This is a genomic window from Streptomyces thermolilacinus SPC6 (assembly GCF_000478605.2).
Lineage (GTDB): Bacteria > Actinomycetota > Actinomycetes > Streptomycetales > Streptomycetaceae > Streptomyces > Streptomyces thermolilacinus.
Genome location: NZ_ASHX02000001.1, coordinates 4,755,572 through 4,770,549, shown reverse-complemented (window position 1 = coordinate 4,770,549; position 14,978 = coordinate 4,755,572). Strand labels below are relative to the sequence as shown.

Sequence of the window (14,978 nt, the reverse complement as noted above, 5' to 3'; positions counted from 1 at the left end):
CCCGCTGCCCCGGCGCGCCCGCACGGCGCCCGGCGTCTTCCTGATCCGTACCACTTCACACCGATACGAGGTGTTCTTCGTCATGCGTGAACTCCGCACACCCCCGCCCGGCCCCCGGGCCGAGGACCAGGCCCGCACCCCGTCCCCTCCCCCGTCCCGCCGCGCCCTCCTCGGCGCGGGTCTCGCCGTCGCCGGTACGGCCGCCCTCTCCGCCTGCACGGGCTCGGGCGGCTCGTCCCACGGCGGGCACGGAGCACCGGCCGCGTCCACCGCCCCGCAGGGGTTCGTCGCCCCGGACGGGCCCGAGGTCGCCGCCGCCGAGGCCGCGCGCGGCAAGGGCCCGGTCCGTACCGTCCGCGTCACCGCCACGGCCGCCACGTTCGACCTGGGCGCGGGCCGTACGGTGCGGTCCTGGGCGTACGACGGGGAGCTGCCCGGCAAGGAGGTGCGGGTCACGGCGGGCGACACGCTGGCGCTGACGCTCGCCAACCACCTGCCGCGGGCGACGTCCCTGCACTGGCACGGCCTGGCGCTGCGCAACGACATGGACGGGGTGCCCGGCCTGACCCAGCGGGACATCGCGCCCGGCACGGAGTTCACGTACCGGTTCGCGGTGCCGCACCCGGGCACGTACTGGTTCCACCCGCACTCGGGCACCCAGCAGGACCGGGGTCTGTACGCGCCGCTGATCGTGGAGGACCCGAAGGAACCGCTGGCGTACGACGCGGAGTGGGTCGTCGTGCTGGACGACTGGCTGGACGGCGTGGACGGCTCCACCCCGGACGCCGTACTGGCCGAGCTGAGCCGCGGCATGGGCGGCGGCCACGGGGGCGCGCACGGAGGCGGCCACGAGGGGCACTCGGCCGGCGGCGGAAGCGGTTCCGGCGGCCACGAGGGGCACGCGGGCCACGAGGCCGGGGCGTCCCCGTCGCCCGCCGCCTCCGGCGGACCCTCCCGGATGGTGATGGGCGCCACCAGCGACCTGCTCGGCGGTGACGCGGGCGATGTGGCCTACCCGTACTACCTGGTCAACGGCCGTACGCCACACTCCCCTTCGGAGTTCCGCGCCAGGCCGGGCGGCCGGGTACGGCTGCGGATCGTCAACGCGGGCGGCGACACGGCCTTCCGCGTCGCGCTCGGCGGCCACCGCATGACGGTGACCCACACGGACGGCTTCCCGGTCCGGCCCGCCGAGACCGGCGCGCTGCTGATCGGCATGGGCGAGCGGTACGACGTGGTGGTGACCGCCGGGGACGGGGTGTTCCCGCTGGTGGCCGCCGCCGAGGGCAAGAAGGCCGCCGCGCTGGCGGTGCTGCGGACCGGCAAGGGCGCGGCGCCCGGCGCTCGTGTCCGCCCCAGGGAGCTGGACGGGCCGGTGCTGACCGCCGCCCGGCTGGAGGCGGCCGGGCCGGTGGCCCTGAAGGCCCGCACCCCTGACCGTACGGTGGCGATCCGGCTGACCGGCGGGATGGCCGCGTACGACTGGGCGTTCGACGGCAAGCCGTACACGGCGGACCAGCGGCACCCGGTGAGGGCGGGCGAGCGGGTGCGGCTGGTGTTCACCAACGCGACGGAGATGTGGCACCCGCTGCACCTGCACGGCCACACGTTCGCACTGGGAGGCCCCGGCGGGCCGCGCAAGGACACGGCCGTGATCCTGCCCGGCGAGAAGCTGTCGGTGGACTTCGACGCCGACAACCCGGGGCTGTGGATGCTGCACTGCCACAACGTGTACCACGCGGAGGCGGGCATGATGACGGTCCTGGGCTACCGGAAGTAGGCCCGGCGCGGGCGCGGCGGCGGCGGGCGCGGCGGGCGCGGCGGGCGCACATCGCCGCCCGCCCGTCCACGTGGTCCGGACAGCCCCCGCGCGCGGGTGGGGCGGCCCGCCGGAGCGCCCCGCTCCGGGCCGCCGCACCCCTGGCCGCGCAAGGCTTCCGGCGGGCCCCGCAGGACATAGCGTCGATTTGACGATTACACTGGGCGGCGTGCCTCAACTACGCCTCGCCCTGAACCAGATCGACTCGACCGTCGGCGACCTCGCCGGGAACGCCGAGGCGATCGTGCACTGGACCCGGCACGCCGCCGAGCAGGGAGCGCACCTCGTCGCGTTCCCCGAGATGGCGCTGACCGGCTACCCCGTCGAGGACCTCGCCCTGCGGTCGTCGTTCGTGGAGGCGTCGCGCGCCCGGCTGCGCGCGCTGGCCGCCCGCCTCGCCGCCGAGGGCCTCGGGGACCTGCCGGTGATCGTCGGCTATCTGGACCGCTCCGAGCGGGCCCAGCCGAAGTACGGCCAGCCCGCGGGCGCGCCGCAGAACGCCGCCGCCGTGCTGCACGGCGGCGAGGTGGTGCTGACGTTCGCCAAGCACCACCTGCCGAACTACGGCGTGTTCGACGAGTTCCGCTACTTCGTGCCGGGCGACTCGCTGCCGGTCCTGCGGGTCCACGGCGTGGACGTGGCGATGGCGATCTGCGAGGACCTGTGGCAGGACGGCGGCCGCGTCCCCGCCACCCGCAGCGCGGGGGCCGGGCTGCTGGTCTCCGTCAACGCCTCGCCGTACGAGCGGAACAAGGACGACACGCGCCTCGAACTGGTCCGCGAGCGCGCCCAGGAGGCGGGCTGCGTCACCGCGTACCTGGCGATGATCGGCGGCCAGGACGAGCTGGTCTTCGACGGCGACTCCATCGTGGTGGGCGCGCACGGCGAGGTCGTCGCGCGTGCCCCGCAGTTCGCCGAGGGCAGCGTGATCCTCGACCTGGACCTGCCGGCCGCGTCCGCCGAGCCGGTGACCGGCGTGGTGGACGACGGGCTGCGGATCGACCGGGTCGTCCTGTCCGAGGAGCCGCTGCCCGCGTACGAGCCCGAGCTGACCGGCGGCTACGCGGACCGTCTTGACGACGACGAGGAGGTGTACTCGGCGCTGGTCGTCGGCCTGCGCGCGTACGTCGCGAAGAACGGCTTCCGGTCGGTGCTGGTCGGCCTGTCCGGCGGCATCGACTCGGCGCTGGTCGCCGCGATCGCCTGCGACGCGCTGGGCGCGGCGAACGTGTACGGCGTGTCGATGCCGTCGCGGTACTCGTCGGAGCACTCGAAGGCCGACGCGGCGGATCTGGCCCGGCGTACCGGGCTGAACTTCCGCACCGTGCCGATCGAGCCGATGTTCGACGCGTACATGGGGTCGCTGGGGCTGACCGGTCTCGCCGAGGAGAACCTCCAGTCGCGGCTGCGCGGCACGCTGCTGATGGCGCTGTCCAACCAGGAGGGCCACATCGTCCTGGCGCCGGGCAACAAGTCCGAGCTGGCGGTGGGCTACTCGACGCTGTACGGCGACTCGGTGGGCGCGTACGGGCCGATCAAGGACGTGTACAAGACGACGGTGTTCCGGCTGGCGCGGTGGCGCAACCGGGCCGCCGAGGAGCGCGGCCAGACCCCGCCGATCCCGGAGAGCTCGATCACGAAGCCGCCCAGCGCTGAGCTGCGGCCGGGCCAGGTGGACACGGACTCGCTGCCCGACTACGACGTGCTGGACCGGATCCTGGAGCTGTACGTGGACCGGGACCAGGGCAAGGACGCGATCGTCGCGGCGGGCTTCGACGAGGAGCTGGTGGCGCGGACGCTGCGGATGGTGGACGTGGCGGAGTACAAGCGGCGCCAGTACCCGCCGGGGACGAAGATCTCCGCGAAGGGCTTCGGAAAGGACCGCAGGCTGCCCATCACCAACCACTGGCGCGAGACGACCACGACCCGCCTCTGACGGCCCACGGAAGAGGGGGCGCCCGCCGGATCAGGGATCAGGAACCGGCGGGCGCCCCCTCCCGCGTCTCGGGGCCTGTCGGGAGGTCAGAAGGTGACGCGGGCGGCGATCGGCAGGTGGTCGCTGTCGGTGCGCGGCAGGGACCAGGAGGCGACCGGCTCGACGCCCCGGACGAGGATCTGGTCGATGCGGGCCATCGGGAAGGCGGCGGGCCAGCTGAAGCCCATGCCGTCACCGGCGGCGCCCTGCGTGGAGCGCATCTGGGACGTGACCGCGTTCAGGGACCGGTCGTTCATCGTGCCGTTGAGGTCACCGAGGAGGATCACCCGGGGGTTCGGCTCGGCGGCGATCGCCTCGCCCAGCTGGTCGGCGCTCCGGTCCCGCTGGTTGGCGGTGAACCCGGCGTGCAGCTTGACCCGCACCGACGGCAGGTGGGCGACGTACACGGCGACGGGACCCTGCGGCGCGGTCACCGTGGCCCGCATGGCGCGCGTCCAGCCGAGCCGGATGTCCACGGGGCGGGAGTCGTCCACCGGGTACCGGCTCCACAGGCCGACCGTGCCGCGCACCGAGTGGTACGGGTACGCGTCGGCCAGCGCCCTCTCGTACACGGGCACCATCGCGGGCTTCAGCTCCACCAGCGCCACCACGTCCGCCTTCGACGCGGCGACGGCGGACGCGGTGCCCTCCGGGTCCGGGTTGTCGGCGTTCACGTTGTGCGAGACGACCATGAGGTCGCCGCCGGGACCGTTCTTGTCGGTGACGAGCCCGCCGAACAGGTTCAGCCACACGACCGCCGGGATGAGGACGGCGATCAGCGCGTTCGCCGAGCGGCGCAGCACGGCAAGACCGGCCAGCAGCGGCACGAGCAGCCCGAACCAGGGCAGGAACGTCTCGATGAGGCTGCCCAGGTTGCCGATGTCGTTGGGGATGTGGCGGTGGAGGACCATCAGCAGCGCCAGCAGGATCGCCGACAGCGACACGAACGCGCCGCGCCGCCAGATGCCCGGGTCGCGCCGCCAGCGGGCGACCGTGGAGCGGACCCGGGACCCCGTGCGCCGTTCCTCCGCGGCGCTGCTCCCCGTCTCCGTCATGCCGTCCACCCGCGCCATTCCGTCGTCCTCACCTGCTGCTAATCCTTCCCCGTGCCGGACCCCGACCCTAGGGGATCGCTCGGGGTAGCGGCAGGGCCGTACTGTCTGAGGGACGACGGGGGGCGCGGGACGGGTTCCGGGGGGAGCGGCCGACGGGCGGGTTGTGACGAAACGCGCACACTCGTCCCCGGCCCCGCCGCAGGTCAGGCGGGACGAACGGGCTCCGGGGGCGTACGGCCCGGGCCGTGGGCGGTCGGGCGCGTGGCGGTCGTACGGCGGGACGGGCGCGTGGAGGCCGTACGGCGGGGAGGACAGTGACGTACGTACGTTCGAGTCGGGCGGACGGCGAGCGGCCAGCGCTCAGCGGCCGGAAGCCGGAGGCCCGCGGCCGCCCGCCAACCGCCCGCGGCTAACGGCCGACGGACTCCCGCGCACCGCCGCCCTCCGCCGCCCGCTCGGGGTCGCCTCCGTCGCGGGCCGGGCGGCGGCGGCCCGGCAGGAACGCGGCGACCACCGCCGCCCCCACCGCGGCGACCGCGGCCGCGCACAGGGCCGTGACGTGCATCGCCGAGAGGAACGCGGCGTGCGCCGGGGCGACCAGGGCCTCGCCCGCCGGGCCCAGGTGCCGCGCGGCGGCGAGGGTGGCCTCCACGGACTCGCCCGCCGCCGCCCGCGCGCCCGGCGGCACGGCGTCGAGGTGCCCCTCGATGCCGCCCCGGTACACGGCCGACAGCAGCGACCCGAGCACGGCCACCCCGAGCGCCCCGCCGACCTGCCGGAACGTGTTGTTCACCGCCGACCCGGTCCCGGCCTTCTCGCGCGGCAGCGACTGCATCACGGCGACCGTCACGGGCGGCATGACGTGCGCCATGCCCGCGCCCTGCGCGAACAGCACCAGCTCCACCACCCACACCGGGGTGCCCGTGTCGAACCCGGCGAACGCGGCCAGGCAGGCGGCGACCACCAGCAGCCCCGCCGCGCACACCGCGCGCGCCCCGAACCGCCGCACCACCAGACGGGAGCGCGGCGCGAACAGCAGCTGCGTCACGGCGAGCGGCAGGAGCAGCAGACCGGCCTGGAGGGGGCTGAAGCCCCGTACGGACTGGAGGTAGAAGACGGACACGAAGGTCACGCCCATCAGGGCGAAGAAGACCAGCGCGATCCCGCCGACCGCCGCCGAGAAGGCGGGCTCGCGGAAGTACGCCATGTCCAGCGCCGGGTGCGGGGTGCGCCGCTCGTGGACGACGAACCCGGCCAGCACCAGCGCCCCGCCGACCACGGGCAGCAGCACGGTCGGGTCGGTCAGGTCGGCCAGCTCGCCGCCCCGGATGATCCCGAACACCAGCAGGACGAGCCCGACGATCGACAGGGCGACGCCGACCGGGTCGATCGCGCCGGGCGCGGGGTCGCGGGACTCCGGCACCAGCAGTGCCACGGCGGCCAGTGACACGGCGACGACCGGCACGTTCACCAGGAAGATGGAGCCCCACCAGAAGTGTTCGAGGAGCAGCCCGCCGAGGACGGGGCCGACCGCGATGGCCACGCCGACCGCGCCGACCCACACGCCGATGGCGCGCGGCTGCTCGTCCCGTTCGAAGACGTTCATGAGGATGGCGAGCGTCGCGGGCATCACGAACGCCGCGCCGAAACCCATCACCGCCCGGTACGCGACCAGCTCGACCGGCGAGTCGGCGAACGCGGCCAGCGCCGAGGCGATCCCGAAGACGAGCGTGCCGAACAGCAGCGTCCGGCGGCGGCCGATCCGGTCGCCGAGGAGCCCCGCGGTGAACAGCAGCCCCGCGAAGACCAGGGCGTACGCGTTGATCGCCCACTCCAGCTGGCTCTGGGTCGCGCCGATCCCGACGGGCGGCGGGCTCGCGACGGTCTTCACCGCCACGTTGAGGACGGAGTTGTCCAGCACCACGAACAGCAGGCTCAGCATCAGCACGGCGAGGATCACCCAGCGCCGCCGGTGCACCTCGGGCGGCACCTCCGGCCCGCCGGGCGGCACACCCTCCGACGGCGCCTCCGGCACTCGGTGCGGCGGGCCGTGCGGCGGGGGCGGGGACCGGTCCATGCGCTCACCGTAGGCCGGAACCCGGCGGGGCGCCGTTCGTACTACTCCCCCCGGGCACCCCGCCCCTGTGAGGGCGCGCACCCGCTCCCCACTTCCCCCGGCGCGGCACGAAGTGCCACCATGGACGTGGTCCGGGGACGCCGTGAGGGCGCCTCGAGATGACGAAGGAGCCGTTTCACATGACGCTTCAGCCTGCCCCGAAACAGTCCGGCGACACCGGCCCCGGCGCGAGCGGGGAGCAGAGCGCCGCGAACCCGAAGGCGCTGTACGGCGGCAAGGGCAACCGCCGCGTCACCGTGCACGACGTCGCCGCCGCCAAGGAGCGCGGCGAGAAGTGGCCGATGCTCACCGCGTACGACGCGATGACGGCGTCCGTGTTCGACGAGGCCGGCATCCCGGTCCTCCTCGTCGGGGACTCCATGGGCAACTGCCACCTCGGCTACGAGACGACCGTGCCGGTCACGATGGACGAGATGGCGCTGCTGTCCGCCGCCGTGGTGCGGGGCACCAAGCGCGCCCTGGTCGTCGGCGACCTGCCGTTCGGCTCGTACCAGGAGGGCCCCGTGCAGGCCCTGCGGTCGGCGACGCGGCTGGTGAAGGAGGCCGGGGTCGGCGCGGTCAAGCTGGAGGGCGGTGAGCGTTCGCTGCCCCAGACGCGGATGCTGGTCCAGGCGGGCATCCCGGTGATGTCGCACCTCGGCCTGACCCCGCAGTCCGTGAACACGATGGGTTACCGGGTGCAGGGCCGCGCCGACGAGGACGCGCACCGGCTGCTGCGGGACGCCAAGGCCGCGCAGGACGCGGGCGCGTTCGCGGTGGTGCTGGAGCTCGTACCGGCCGAGCTGGCCGCCGAGGTGACCCGGTCGCTGCACATCCCGACGATCGGCATCGGCGCTGGCCCCGACACGGACGCGCAGGTCCTCGTGTGGACCGACATGGCCGGGCTGACCGGCGGGAAGGTGCCGCGCTTCACCAAGCAGTACGCCGACCTGCGCCGCACCCTGGGCGACGCGGCCCAGGCGTTCGGGCGGGACGTGGCGGGCGGGGCGTTCCCCGCCGAGGAGCACACCTTCCACTAGCCGCCCCGGCACGTACGGGCCCCGGTTCCCGGGTGCCCGGCCCGTACGGCACGAGCCACCGCGGTACGGACGACGGCCCGCCGACTTCCCCCATCGGCGGGCCGTCGGCCTTCCCCCGTCCTCGGGCGCCGTCGGGCTTCCCCGTCCTCGGGCCGTCGGCCTTCCCCGGTCCTCGGGCCTCCCGGGCCCGCGAGGCCGGGGGCTCTTGCTCCGTTCGGGGGTGTCGCGGGGCGCGCGGCGGGTACGGTCGGTGGTCCCGAACGGGCCCGCGAACGGGTCCCGCAGCAGGAGGAGGTCCGCCCGTGGCCGTCGAAGCGTCCCGCCGGGTCAGCCCCGTGTTCCTGGCCATCGCCGCCGTCACCGCGGCCGCCGGGTGGGCGGTCTGGGGCGCCTCCGGGATCGGTCTCGCCGTCGCCGTGTTCCTGTTCGTCACCGGCGCGTGGGTCGTGTCGCTGTGCCTCCACGAGTACGCGCACGCCCGGACCGCGCTGCACAGCGGCGACCTGTCCGTGGCCGCCAAGGGCTATCTGACGCTCAACCCGCTGAAGTACACCCACGCCGTGCTGAGCGTGCTGCTGCCGGTGCTGTTCCTGGTCATGGGCGGCATCGGGCTGCCCGGCGGGGCGGTGTTCATCGAGCGGCACCGCATCCGGGGCCGTCTGCGGCACAGCCTGATCTCGGCGGCGGGCCCGCTGACGAACGTGCTGTTCGCGCTCGTGTGCACGGCGCCGTTCTGGCTGGGCGCGCTGGACGGCGTCCCGGTCGGGTTCCGGTTCGCGCTGGGGTTCGTGGCGCTGCTCCAGGTGACGGCGGCCCTGCTGAACGCCCTGCCGGTGCCGGGGCTCGACGGGTACGGGGTGCTGGAGCCGTGGCTGTCGGAGCGGGCCCGGCGGGCGGTCGAGCCGTTCGCGCCGTACGGGCTGATCGCGGTGTTCGTGCTGCTGCTCGCGCCGGAGGTGAACCAGGTGTTCTTCGGCCTGGTGGACGGCGTGCTCGGCGCGCTGGGCGTCGGCGAGGTGGAGTCGTACTGCGGGCGCGACCTCTACCGGTTCTGGCAGGCTGCCGACCCGACGTGCGCGTACCTCGCGGACGTGGACGTCACTCGGTGACCTGGCGGGAGCGGCGCCAGTAGTACCAGCTCATGTTGGAGGAGACACCGGCGAGCAGCACCCAGACGATGCCGAGCCACCACGGGCCCTGGACGAACGAGACCACGGCCGCCACCGTCGCGAGGACGCAGACGACGAGCGTGTAGAGGGCGAGGCGGGGCATGGGGTCTGCTCCTGTCCGGTACGGGCGGTCGTGCCCGTCCAGTGTCCCCCATGCGCCCCGGTGCCCCGCCCCGTGCCCCCACGACCGTGCCCGGCGCCCGCCACGGCGCCTGCCGCGGCCTCCGCTACGGCGCCTGCTCCGGAGTCCGCTCGACGTCGGTGAGGCGCAGCCCGGCGTGGGCCTTGTAGCGGCGGTTCACGGAGATCAGGTTCGCGACCAGCGCCTCCACCTGGTGGGCATTGCGGAGCCGCCCGGCGAACACGCCCCGCATGCCGGGGATGCGCGCGGCGAGCGCCTGCACCAGGTCCGTGTCGGCGCGCTTCTCGCCGAGGACCATCACGTCCGTGTCGATCTCGTCGATCGTCTCGTCCTGGAGCAGCACCGCCGACAGGTGGTGGAACGCCGCCGTCACCCGGGACTCGGGGAGCAGCGCGGCGGCCTGCTGGGCGGCGCTGCCCTCCTCGGGCTTGAGCGCGTAGGCCCCCTGCTTGTCGAAGCCGAGCGGGTTGACGCAGTCCACGACGAGCTTGCCGCGCAGGTCGTCGCGGAGCGCGGTGAGCGTCGCGGCGTGGCCGTCCCACGGCACGGCGACGATCACGATGTCGCTGCGGCGGGCGCACTCGGCGTTGTCGGCGCCCTCGACGCCGAGGCCCAGCTCGGCGGCGGCCGCGCGGGCCCGGTCGGCGGCGCGCGAACCGATGATCACCTTCTGGCCCGCGCGGGCCAGCCGGTAGGCGAGGCCGCGCCCCTGGTCGCCGGTGCCGCCGAGGACGCCGACGACGAGGCCGGACACGTCGGGGAGGTCCCACGGGTCGCGGGCGGGCGGCTTCTTGGTCTCCGTCTCACTCATGGTGCCGACACTACGTGCCACCACCCCCGAACGGGTGACAGGGCGGGGAAGCGCCGCGCCGGGCGGGCCGGCGCGGGCAAAATGCGGCGCCATGGATGCCGTACGGGTCGCTCTGCTGCGTGATGTGCTCGCCGGTACGGCGTGGCCGGCGGCGGCGCGCGACTTCGCCGGTGCGCTGCGGTCGTCCGTCGTACGGCACGGGGGCGGGCTGCTGCTGGTGGGCACCGCCGAGTACGAGCCGTGGCACCTGGCCGCGCACCTGGTGGACGAGGCGATGTGGGCGGGCCTGCCCGAGCTGTCCCCGACCCTTGTACGGCACCGGGTGCGGCCCGCCGACCCGGCGCACCTGGCGGTGGGGCTCGGGCGGCTCGAGGCGGCGGGGCGCGGGGCGACGCTGCTGGTGGTGGCGCCGGACCGGCCGGACGGCGGGCTGCTGGAGCGGGTCCACGGGGCGCGCAGGGCGGGGGCGACGGTGCTGTCGCTGGACGGCGGCGACCGGGAGGTCCACGCCCTGGCGCACGAGTCGCTCTCCGTGGACCCGGCGCGCGAGGAGGGCGTCGACCTGGACACGGTGCAGCATCTGGTGAGCGCGGCGGCCGGGGAGAACGGTGTGCCGCGGCCACGGGGCCGGGTCCGGTTCAGGGACCGGCTGTCGCGGCTCGCGGACCTCCTGACGTCGCCGCCGCCCGCCCGCTGGTGAAAATCCGGTTGCCGGGGGTGAGGGCGGGCACGCAGCATGGCGCCCCGTGACCTCGAAGCTCGCCGCGATCCTGCCCGACCTGTCCCCGTGGCGGTCGTCCCGTGACTTCCGCCTGCTGTGGACGCAGGGGCTCATCGCCTACTTCGGCAGCTTCACCGCGATGGTCGCGCTGCCGCTCCAGATCAAGGAGCTGACCGGTTCGCCGTTCGCGGTCGGCGCGATGGGCGCGGTCGAGCTGATCCCGCTGATCGTCTTCGGGCTGTACGGGGGCGCGCTCGCCGACGCGGTGGACCGGCGGCGGGTGATCCTCGCCACGGAGGCGGGCATGGCGGTGCTCGCCGCGATCCTGCTGGTCAACGCGCTGCTGCCGGAGCCGCTGCTGTGGCCGCTGTACGTGGTCGCGGCCGGTGTGTCCGCGATGGCCGGGCTCCAGCGGCCCGCGCTCGACTCGCTGATGGCGCGGATCGTGCCGCACGACCAGCTCCCCGCGTCGGCCGCGCTGAACGCGCTGCGCTGGCAGGTGGGCGCCATCGCCGGTCCCGCCGTGGCGGGCCTCGTGGTGGCGTTCGCGGGGCACGGCACGGCGTACGCGACGACGGTCGGCTGCTTCGCCGTGTCGGTGCTGCTGTGCCTGCGGCTGTCCCCGGCCCCGCCGTCGGGCGGCTCCGACAAGCCGTCGCTGCGCGGCATCGCGGAGGGCGCCCGGTACGCCTGGTCCCGGCCGGTGCTGCTCGGCACGTACGCGGTGGACCTGGCGGCGATGCTGCTGGCGTACCCGCCGACGCTGTTCCCGTTCCTCGCGGACGAGATGGGCGCGCCCTGGGCGCTGGGTCTGATGTACGCGGCCGAGTCGGTGGGCGCGGTGGTGCTGAGCCTGACCAGCGGGTGGACGTCCCGGGTGCGGCGGCACGGGCTGATGGTGGTGCTCGGCGCCGCCGGGTGGGGGCTCGCCGTGGCGGGCGCGGGCTGGTTCGACAGCGTGTGGTTGGTGCTGCTGTGCCTGGCCTTCGCGGGCGCGGGCGACTTGCTGAGCGGTCTGGGCCGCTCGACGATCTGGAACCAGACGATCCCGGACGAGTTGCGGGGCCGTCTGGCCGGGATCGAGGTGCTGTCGTACAGCGTGGGCCCGCAGCTGGGGCAGCTGCGGGCGGGCACGATGGCGGGCTGGACCGGCACGCGCGGCGCTGTCTGGGGCGGCGGTGTCGCGTGCGTGGCGGCGGTGGGGCTGCTTGCGGCGGCGCTGCCGAGGCTCGTGTCGTACGACGCCACGACCGACCCGGACGCCCGCCGCCGCCGCGCGGCCCAGGAACAGGCCGGGGCACAGGCACAGGCGGAGGCGCGGGCGCGGGACTAGGCGGCTAGGTTTCGCGCCGCCCCTCGTCCGGGGTGCCGTCCGGGGTGTCGTGCCAGCGGGGGTCCGTCTCCCATTCGGCGTTGCGGTCGCGGGCGGTCTCCATGGCGCGGGCGGCCTCCTCGGGGGTCCCGTACGGGCCGAAGCGGTCCTTCGCCGGGCACTCGGGTCCCTCCTCCACCTTCTTGTGCTGGAGGCAGTAGTACCACTCGCCCGGTTTGCCCACCGTGCGCTTCTTGAACAGGGCCATGTCGCTCCTTCCTCTGACGCCATCGTGCCCCGCCGGGCCTGGTTAGACTCGCTGGCATGTCTGGCCAGTCGCTGCTCGTCCCCGGGGAGCTGTCCCCCACCCGTTCCGTCCCCGGTTCCATCCGGCGGCCCGAGTACGTCGGGAAGCCGGCGCCGAAGCCGTACGAGGGCCCCGAGGTCCAGGACTCCGACACGATCGAGCGGATGCGGATCGCGGGCCGCATCGCCGCCCGGGCGATGGAGGAGGCCGCCAAGCACATCGCGCCCGGCGTCACGACCGACGAACTGGACCGCGTCGCCCACGAGTACATGTGCGACCACGGGGCGTATCCCTCGACGCTCGGCTACCGGGGCTTCCCCAAGTCGCTGTGCGCCTCGGTCAACGAGGTCATCTGCCACGGCATCCCCGACTCGACCGTCCTGAAGGACGGCGACATCGTGAACCTGGACGTCACCGCGTACATCCACGGTGTGCACGGCGACAACAACGCCACCTACCTGTGCGGCGACGTGGACGAGGAGTCGCGGCTGCTGGTGGAGCGGACCCGCGAGGCGCTCAACCGGGCGATCAAGGCCGTGAAGCCGGGCCGGCAGGTCAACGTCATCGGGCGGGTCATCGAGTCGTACGCCAAGCGCTTCGGCTACGGCGTCGTGCGGGACTTCACCGGCCACGGCATCAACTCGTCGTTCCACTCCGGTCTGATCATCCCGCACTACGACGCCCCGCACGCCACGACCGTGATGCGGCCGGGCATGACGTTCACGATCGAGCCGATGCTGACGCTGGGCACCCACGAGTACGACATGTGGGAGGACGGCTGGACGGTCGTGACGAAGGACCGCAAGCGGACCGCGCAGTTCGAGCACACGCTCGTGGTGACGGAGAGCGGGGCCGAAATCCTCACCTTGCCCTGACACGGCCAGGGGGTACGGTTTTACCGACAGGTCGTCGGGAAGCATCTGGCTTCCCGCCCCATCGGTCCTCCGGAGGCCCGCCTTGGACGCCAGCGCCACCGCCACCCCCTTCTCGACGCTCATCCGCACCGCCTCCCACGAGGCGCACACCGAGGCCGAGACCTCGACCTTCATGAGCGACCTGCTCGGGGGGCGCCTGGGCGTGGAGGCCTTCGCCCGCTACACGGAGCAGCTGTGGTTCGTGTACCGGGCGCTGGAGGAGGCCGCCGACGGGCTGGCGGACGACCCGGTCGCCGGGCCCTTCATACGGCCCGAGCTGTACCGCACGGCCGAGCTGGAGCGGGACCTCGCGCACCTGATGGGCGCGGACTGGCGGTCCCGCGTCGCGCCGCTGCCCTCGACCGCCGCGTACGCCGCCCGCGTCGAGGAGTGCGCCCGCACCTGGCCCGCCGGGTATGTCGCCCACCACTACACGCGCTACCTGGGCGACCTGTCCGGCGGGCAGGTCATCCGCGACCGGGCCGAGCGCCAGTGGGGCTTCGCGCGCAAGGGCGACGGCGTCCGCTTCTACGTGTTCGACACGATCGACAACCCGGCGGCGTTCAAGCGGCGGTACCGGGCGCTGCTGGACGCGGTGAACGCCGACGACCTGGAGCGGCAGCGGATCGTGGACGAGTGCAAGCGCGCCTTCGCCTTCAACACGGCCGTCTTCCGCGAGCTGGGCGAGGAGTACCCGCTCAGCGCGTGACCCCGTCGTGCGCGGTCGGGGCGCGGCGGGTTCGGCACGTGCCCGGGCCGCCAGACCGGCCGGTACGCGGCCCCGGCGGTTCAGTACGTGTCCGGGCCCGTGCCGAGGCGGCGGACGCGGCCGCCCAGTTCGATCACGCCGTCCGGGCCCGGGGCCGTCATGATCTGCGAGCCCCGGCCCTGCGTGATGTTCAGCGCCCGGCCCAGCTCGGCCGTCAGCAGCAGGGCGGCCGCGCCCGTCGCCTCGTCCTCGTCGATCCCGTCGCCGCGCCCCGGGAACGCCCGGGCGCGCACCCGTCCGGCCGCCTCGTCCTCCCACGCCCACGCGTACAGCCACTCCCCCGGCGGCGGCACGTCCAGCGCCTCCACCTCGGCGGCGGAGCCGTACCGGCGCAGGGCGCGCGGCGGCGCCCACTCGGCGCGCGCCTCGATCCAGGTGAACTCCCCGTCCTGGCGCACCCACACCTCGCCGACCGCCAGGTCCAGCACCTCCACGTCGAGCAGCCAGGCCGCGCCGACGACGGGGTGCCCCGCGAACGGCAGCCGCGTGCCGGGCGTGTAGATGTCCAGGGTGCCGCGCTCGGGGTCGTCCACGAACACTGTCTCGCTGAACCCGAGTTCCTTGGCGAGCGCCTGCCGGGACGCCTCGTCGGGGCAGGCCCGGCCCTCGCGTGCGACGCCGAGCCGGTTGCCGTGCCGCCCGTCGGGGCCGCAGAAGACGGCGAGGACGTCGAATGCAGTGTTCTCCGGGTTCACCGGGGCATTCAAGCACGGCGCCGGGCCCTGGGGCGGCCGCCCGCGCGGGGCGGCCCGGTCGGTACGGTGGCGGGGCCCCTGAGCCCGTACCGGAGCACGTCGCCGGAGGGCCCGTACGCCGGACCGACCGAAA

The 14,978-nt window shown here is 74.5% G+C and carries 14 protein-coding genes; 8 read left to right on the top strand and 6 right to left on the bottom strand.

Annotated features, from left to right (window positions below):
* Nucleotides 1–82 precede the first annotated feature (82 nt).
* On the top strand, nucleotides 83–1,780 hold the full coding sequence (locus tag J116_RS20655; protein ID WP_079147928.1) for a multicopper oxidase family protein: 1,698 nt from the start codon (nucleotides 83–85) through the stop codon (nucleotides 1,778–1,780).
* 208 nt (nucleotides 1,781–1,988) lie between these two features.
* Nucleotides 1,989–3,755, top strand: coding sequence for an NAD+ synthase (locus J116_RS20650; RefSeq protein ID WP_023588976.1), 1,767 nt, complete (start codon nucleotides 1,989–1,991; stop codon nucleotides 3,753–3,755).
* 86 nt (nucleotides 3,756–3,841) lie between these two features.
* On the opposite strand, the gene J116_RS20645 is transcribed toward J116_RS20650, so the two are convergent.
* Nucleotides 3,842–4,867: an endonuclease/exonuclease/phosphatase family protein gene (locus tag J116_RS20645; RefSeq protein ID WP_023588975.1), complete on the bottom strand. Its 1,026-nt coding sequence runs from the start codon at nucleotides 4,865–4,867 to the stop codon at nucleotides 3,842–3,844.
* Between the two features lie 391 nt (nucleotides 4,868–5,258).
* The gene (locus J116_RS20640) at nucleotides 5,259–6,926 is read right to left on the bottom strand and encodes an MFS transporter (protein ID WP_023588974.1); all 1,668 of its coding nucleotides are present in this window, start codon (nucleotides 6,924–6,926) and stop codon (nucleotides 5,259–5,261) included.
* Between the two features lie 179 nt (nucleotides 6,927–7,105).
* On the opposite strand from J116_RS20640, the gene panB reads away from it, so the two are divergent.
* Both panB and J116_RS20630 read left to right on the top strand, forming a co-directional pair.
* Entirely contained in the window at nucleotides 7,106–8,005 is a 900-nt protein-coding gene (gene panB, locus J116_RS20635; RefSeq protein WP_023588973.1) for a 3-methyl-2-oxobutanoate hydroxymethyltransferase, read from the top strand.
* Nucleotides 8,006–8,307: 302 nt separating this feature from the next.
* Nucleotides 8,308–9,114, top strand: coding sequence for a site-2 protease family protein (locus J116_RS20630; protein ID WP_023588972.1), 807 nt, complete (start codon nucleotides 8,308–8,310; stop codon nucleotides 9,112–9,114).
* Here the strand turns inward: J116_RS20630 and J116_RS30160 are convergent.
* On the bottom strand, nucleotides 9,104–9,277 hold the full coding sequence (locus tag J116_RS30160) for a hypothetical protein (protein ID WP_023588971.1): 174 nt from the start codon (nucleotides 9,275–9,277) through the stop codon (nucleotides 9,104–9,106). The genes J116_RS20630 and J116_RS30160 overlap by 11 nt on opposite strands.
* A 124-nt stretch (nucleotides 9,278–9,401) precedes the next feature.
* The gene (gene npdG, locus J116_RS20625; RefSeq protein WP_023588970.1) at nucleotides 9,402–10,127 is read right to left on the bottom strand and encodes an NADPH-dependent F420 reductase; all 726 of its coding nucleotides are present in this window, start codon (nucleotides 10,125–10,127) and stop codon (nucleotides 9,402–9,404) included.
* A 91-nt stretch (nucleotides 10,128–10,218) separates the two neighbouring features.
* On the opposite strand from npdG, the gene J116_RS20620 reads away from it, so the two are divergent.
* Together J116_RS20620 and J116_RS20615 are read left to right on the top strand one after the other, a co-directional pair.
* Entirely contained in the window at nucleotides 10,219–10,827 is a 609-nt protein-coding gene (locus J116_RS20620; protein WP_023588969.1) for a hypothetical protein, read from the top strand.
* Nucleotides 10,828–10,873: 46 nt separating this feature from the next.
* Nucleotides 10,874–12,181, top strand: coding sequence for an MFS transporter (locus J116_RS20615; protein WP_023588968.1), 1,308 nt, complete (start codon nucleotides 10,874–10,876; stop codon nucleotides 12,179–12,181).
* A gap of 4 nt (nucleotides 12,182–12,185) precedes the next feature.
* Here the strand turns inward: J116_RS20615 and J116_RS20610 are convergent, their stop codons facing one another.
* Entirely contained in the window at nucleotides 12,186–12,428 is a 243-nt protein-coding gene (locus J116_RS20610; protein WP_023588967.1) for a hypothetical protein, read from the bottom strand.
* Nucleotides 12,429–12,484: 56 nt separating this feature from the next.
* On the opposite strand from J116_RS20610, the gene map reads away from it, so the two are divergent.
* Together map and J116_RS20600 are read left to right on the top strand one after the other, a co-directional pair.
* Nucleotides 12,485–13,342 (top strand): type I methionyl aminopeptidase, encoded by an 858-nt coding sequence (gene map / locus J116_RS20605; RefSeq protein WP_023588966.1) that lies wholly within the window; start codon nucleotides 12,485–12,487, stop codon nucleotides 13,340–13,342.
* Between the two features lie 82 nt (nucleotides 13,343–13,424).
* Nucleotides 13,425–14,090 (top strand): biliverdin-producing heme oxygenase, encoded by a 666-nt coding sequence (locus J116_RS20600; protein WP_023588965.1) that lies wholly within the window; start codon nucleotides 13,425–13,427, stop codon nucleotides 14,088–14,090.
* 80 nt (nucleotides 14,091–14,170) lie between these two features.
* Here the strand turns inward: J116_RS20600 and J116_RS20595 are convergent, their stop codons facing one another.
* Nucleotides 14,171–14,845, bottom strand: coding sequence for a PhzF family phenazine biosynthesis protein (locus tag J116_RS20595; RefSeq protein ID WP_023588964.1), 675 nt, complete (start codon nucleotides 14,843–14,845; stop codon nucleotides 14,171–14,173).
* Between the last annotated feature and the right edge of the window lie 133 nt (nucleotides 14,846–14,978).

What these genes read in the sequence shown, in the direction of transcription:
- J116_RS20655 (WP_079147928.1), top strand. Translation starts at nt 83, where the DNA reads ATGCGTGAACTCCGCACACCCCCGCCCGGCCCCCGGGCCGAGGACCAG.
- J116_RS20645 (WP_023588975.1), bottom strand. Translation starts at nt 4,867, where the DNA reads ATGGCGCGGGTGGACGGCATGACGGAGACGGGGAGCAGCGCCGCGGAG.
- J116_RS20640 (WP_023588974.1), bottom strand. Translation starts at nt 6,926, where the DNA reads ATGGACCGGTCCCCGCCCCCGCCGCACGGCCCGCCGCACCGAGTGCCG.
- panB (WP_023588973.1), top strand. Translation starts at nt 7,106, where the DNA reads ATGACGCTTCAGCCTGCCCCGAAACAGTCCGGCGACACCGGCCCCGGC.
- J116_RS30160 (WP_023588971.1), bottom strand. Translation starts at nt 9,277, where the DNA reads ATGCCCCGCCTCGCCCTCTACACGCTCGTCGTCTGCGTCCTCGCGACG.
- npdG (WP_023588970.1), bottom strand. Translation starts at nt 10,127, where the DNA reads ATGAGTGAGACGGAGACCAAGAAGCCGCCCGCCCGCGACCCGTGGGAC.
- J116_RS20620 (WP_023588969.1), top strand. Translation starts at nt 10,219, where the DNA reads ATGGATGCCGTACGGGTCGCTCTGCTGCGTGATGTGCTCGCCGGTACG.
- J116_RS20610 (WP_023588967.1), bottom strand. Translation starts at nt 12,428, where the DNA reads ATGGCCCTGTTCAAGAAGCGCACGGTGGGCAAACCGGGCGAGTGGTAC.
- map (WP_023588966.1), top strand. Translation starts at nt 12,485, where the DNA reads ATGTCTGGCCAGTCGCTGCTCGTCCCCGGGGAGCTGTCCCCCACCCGT.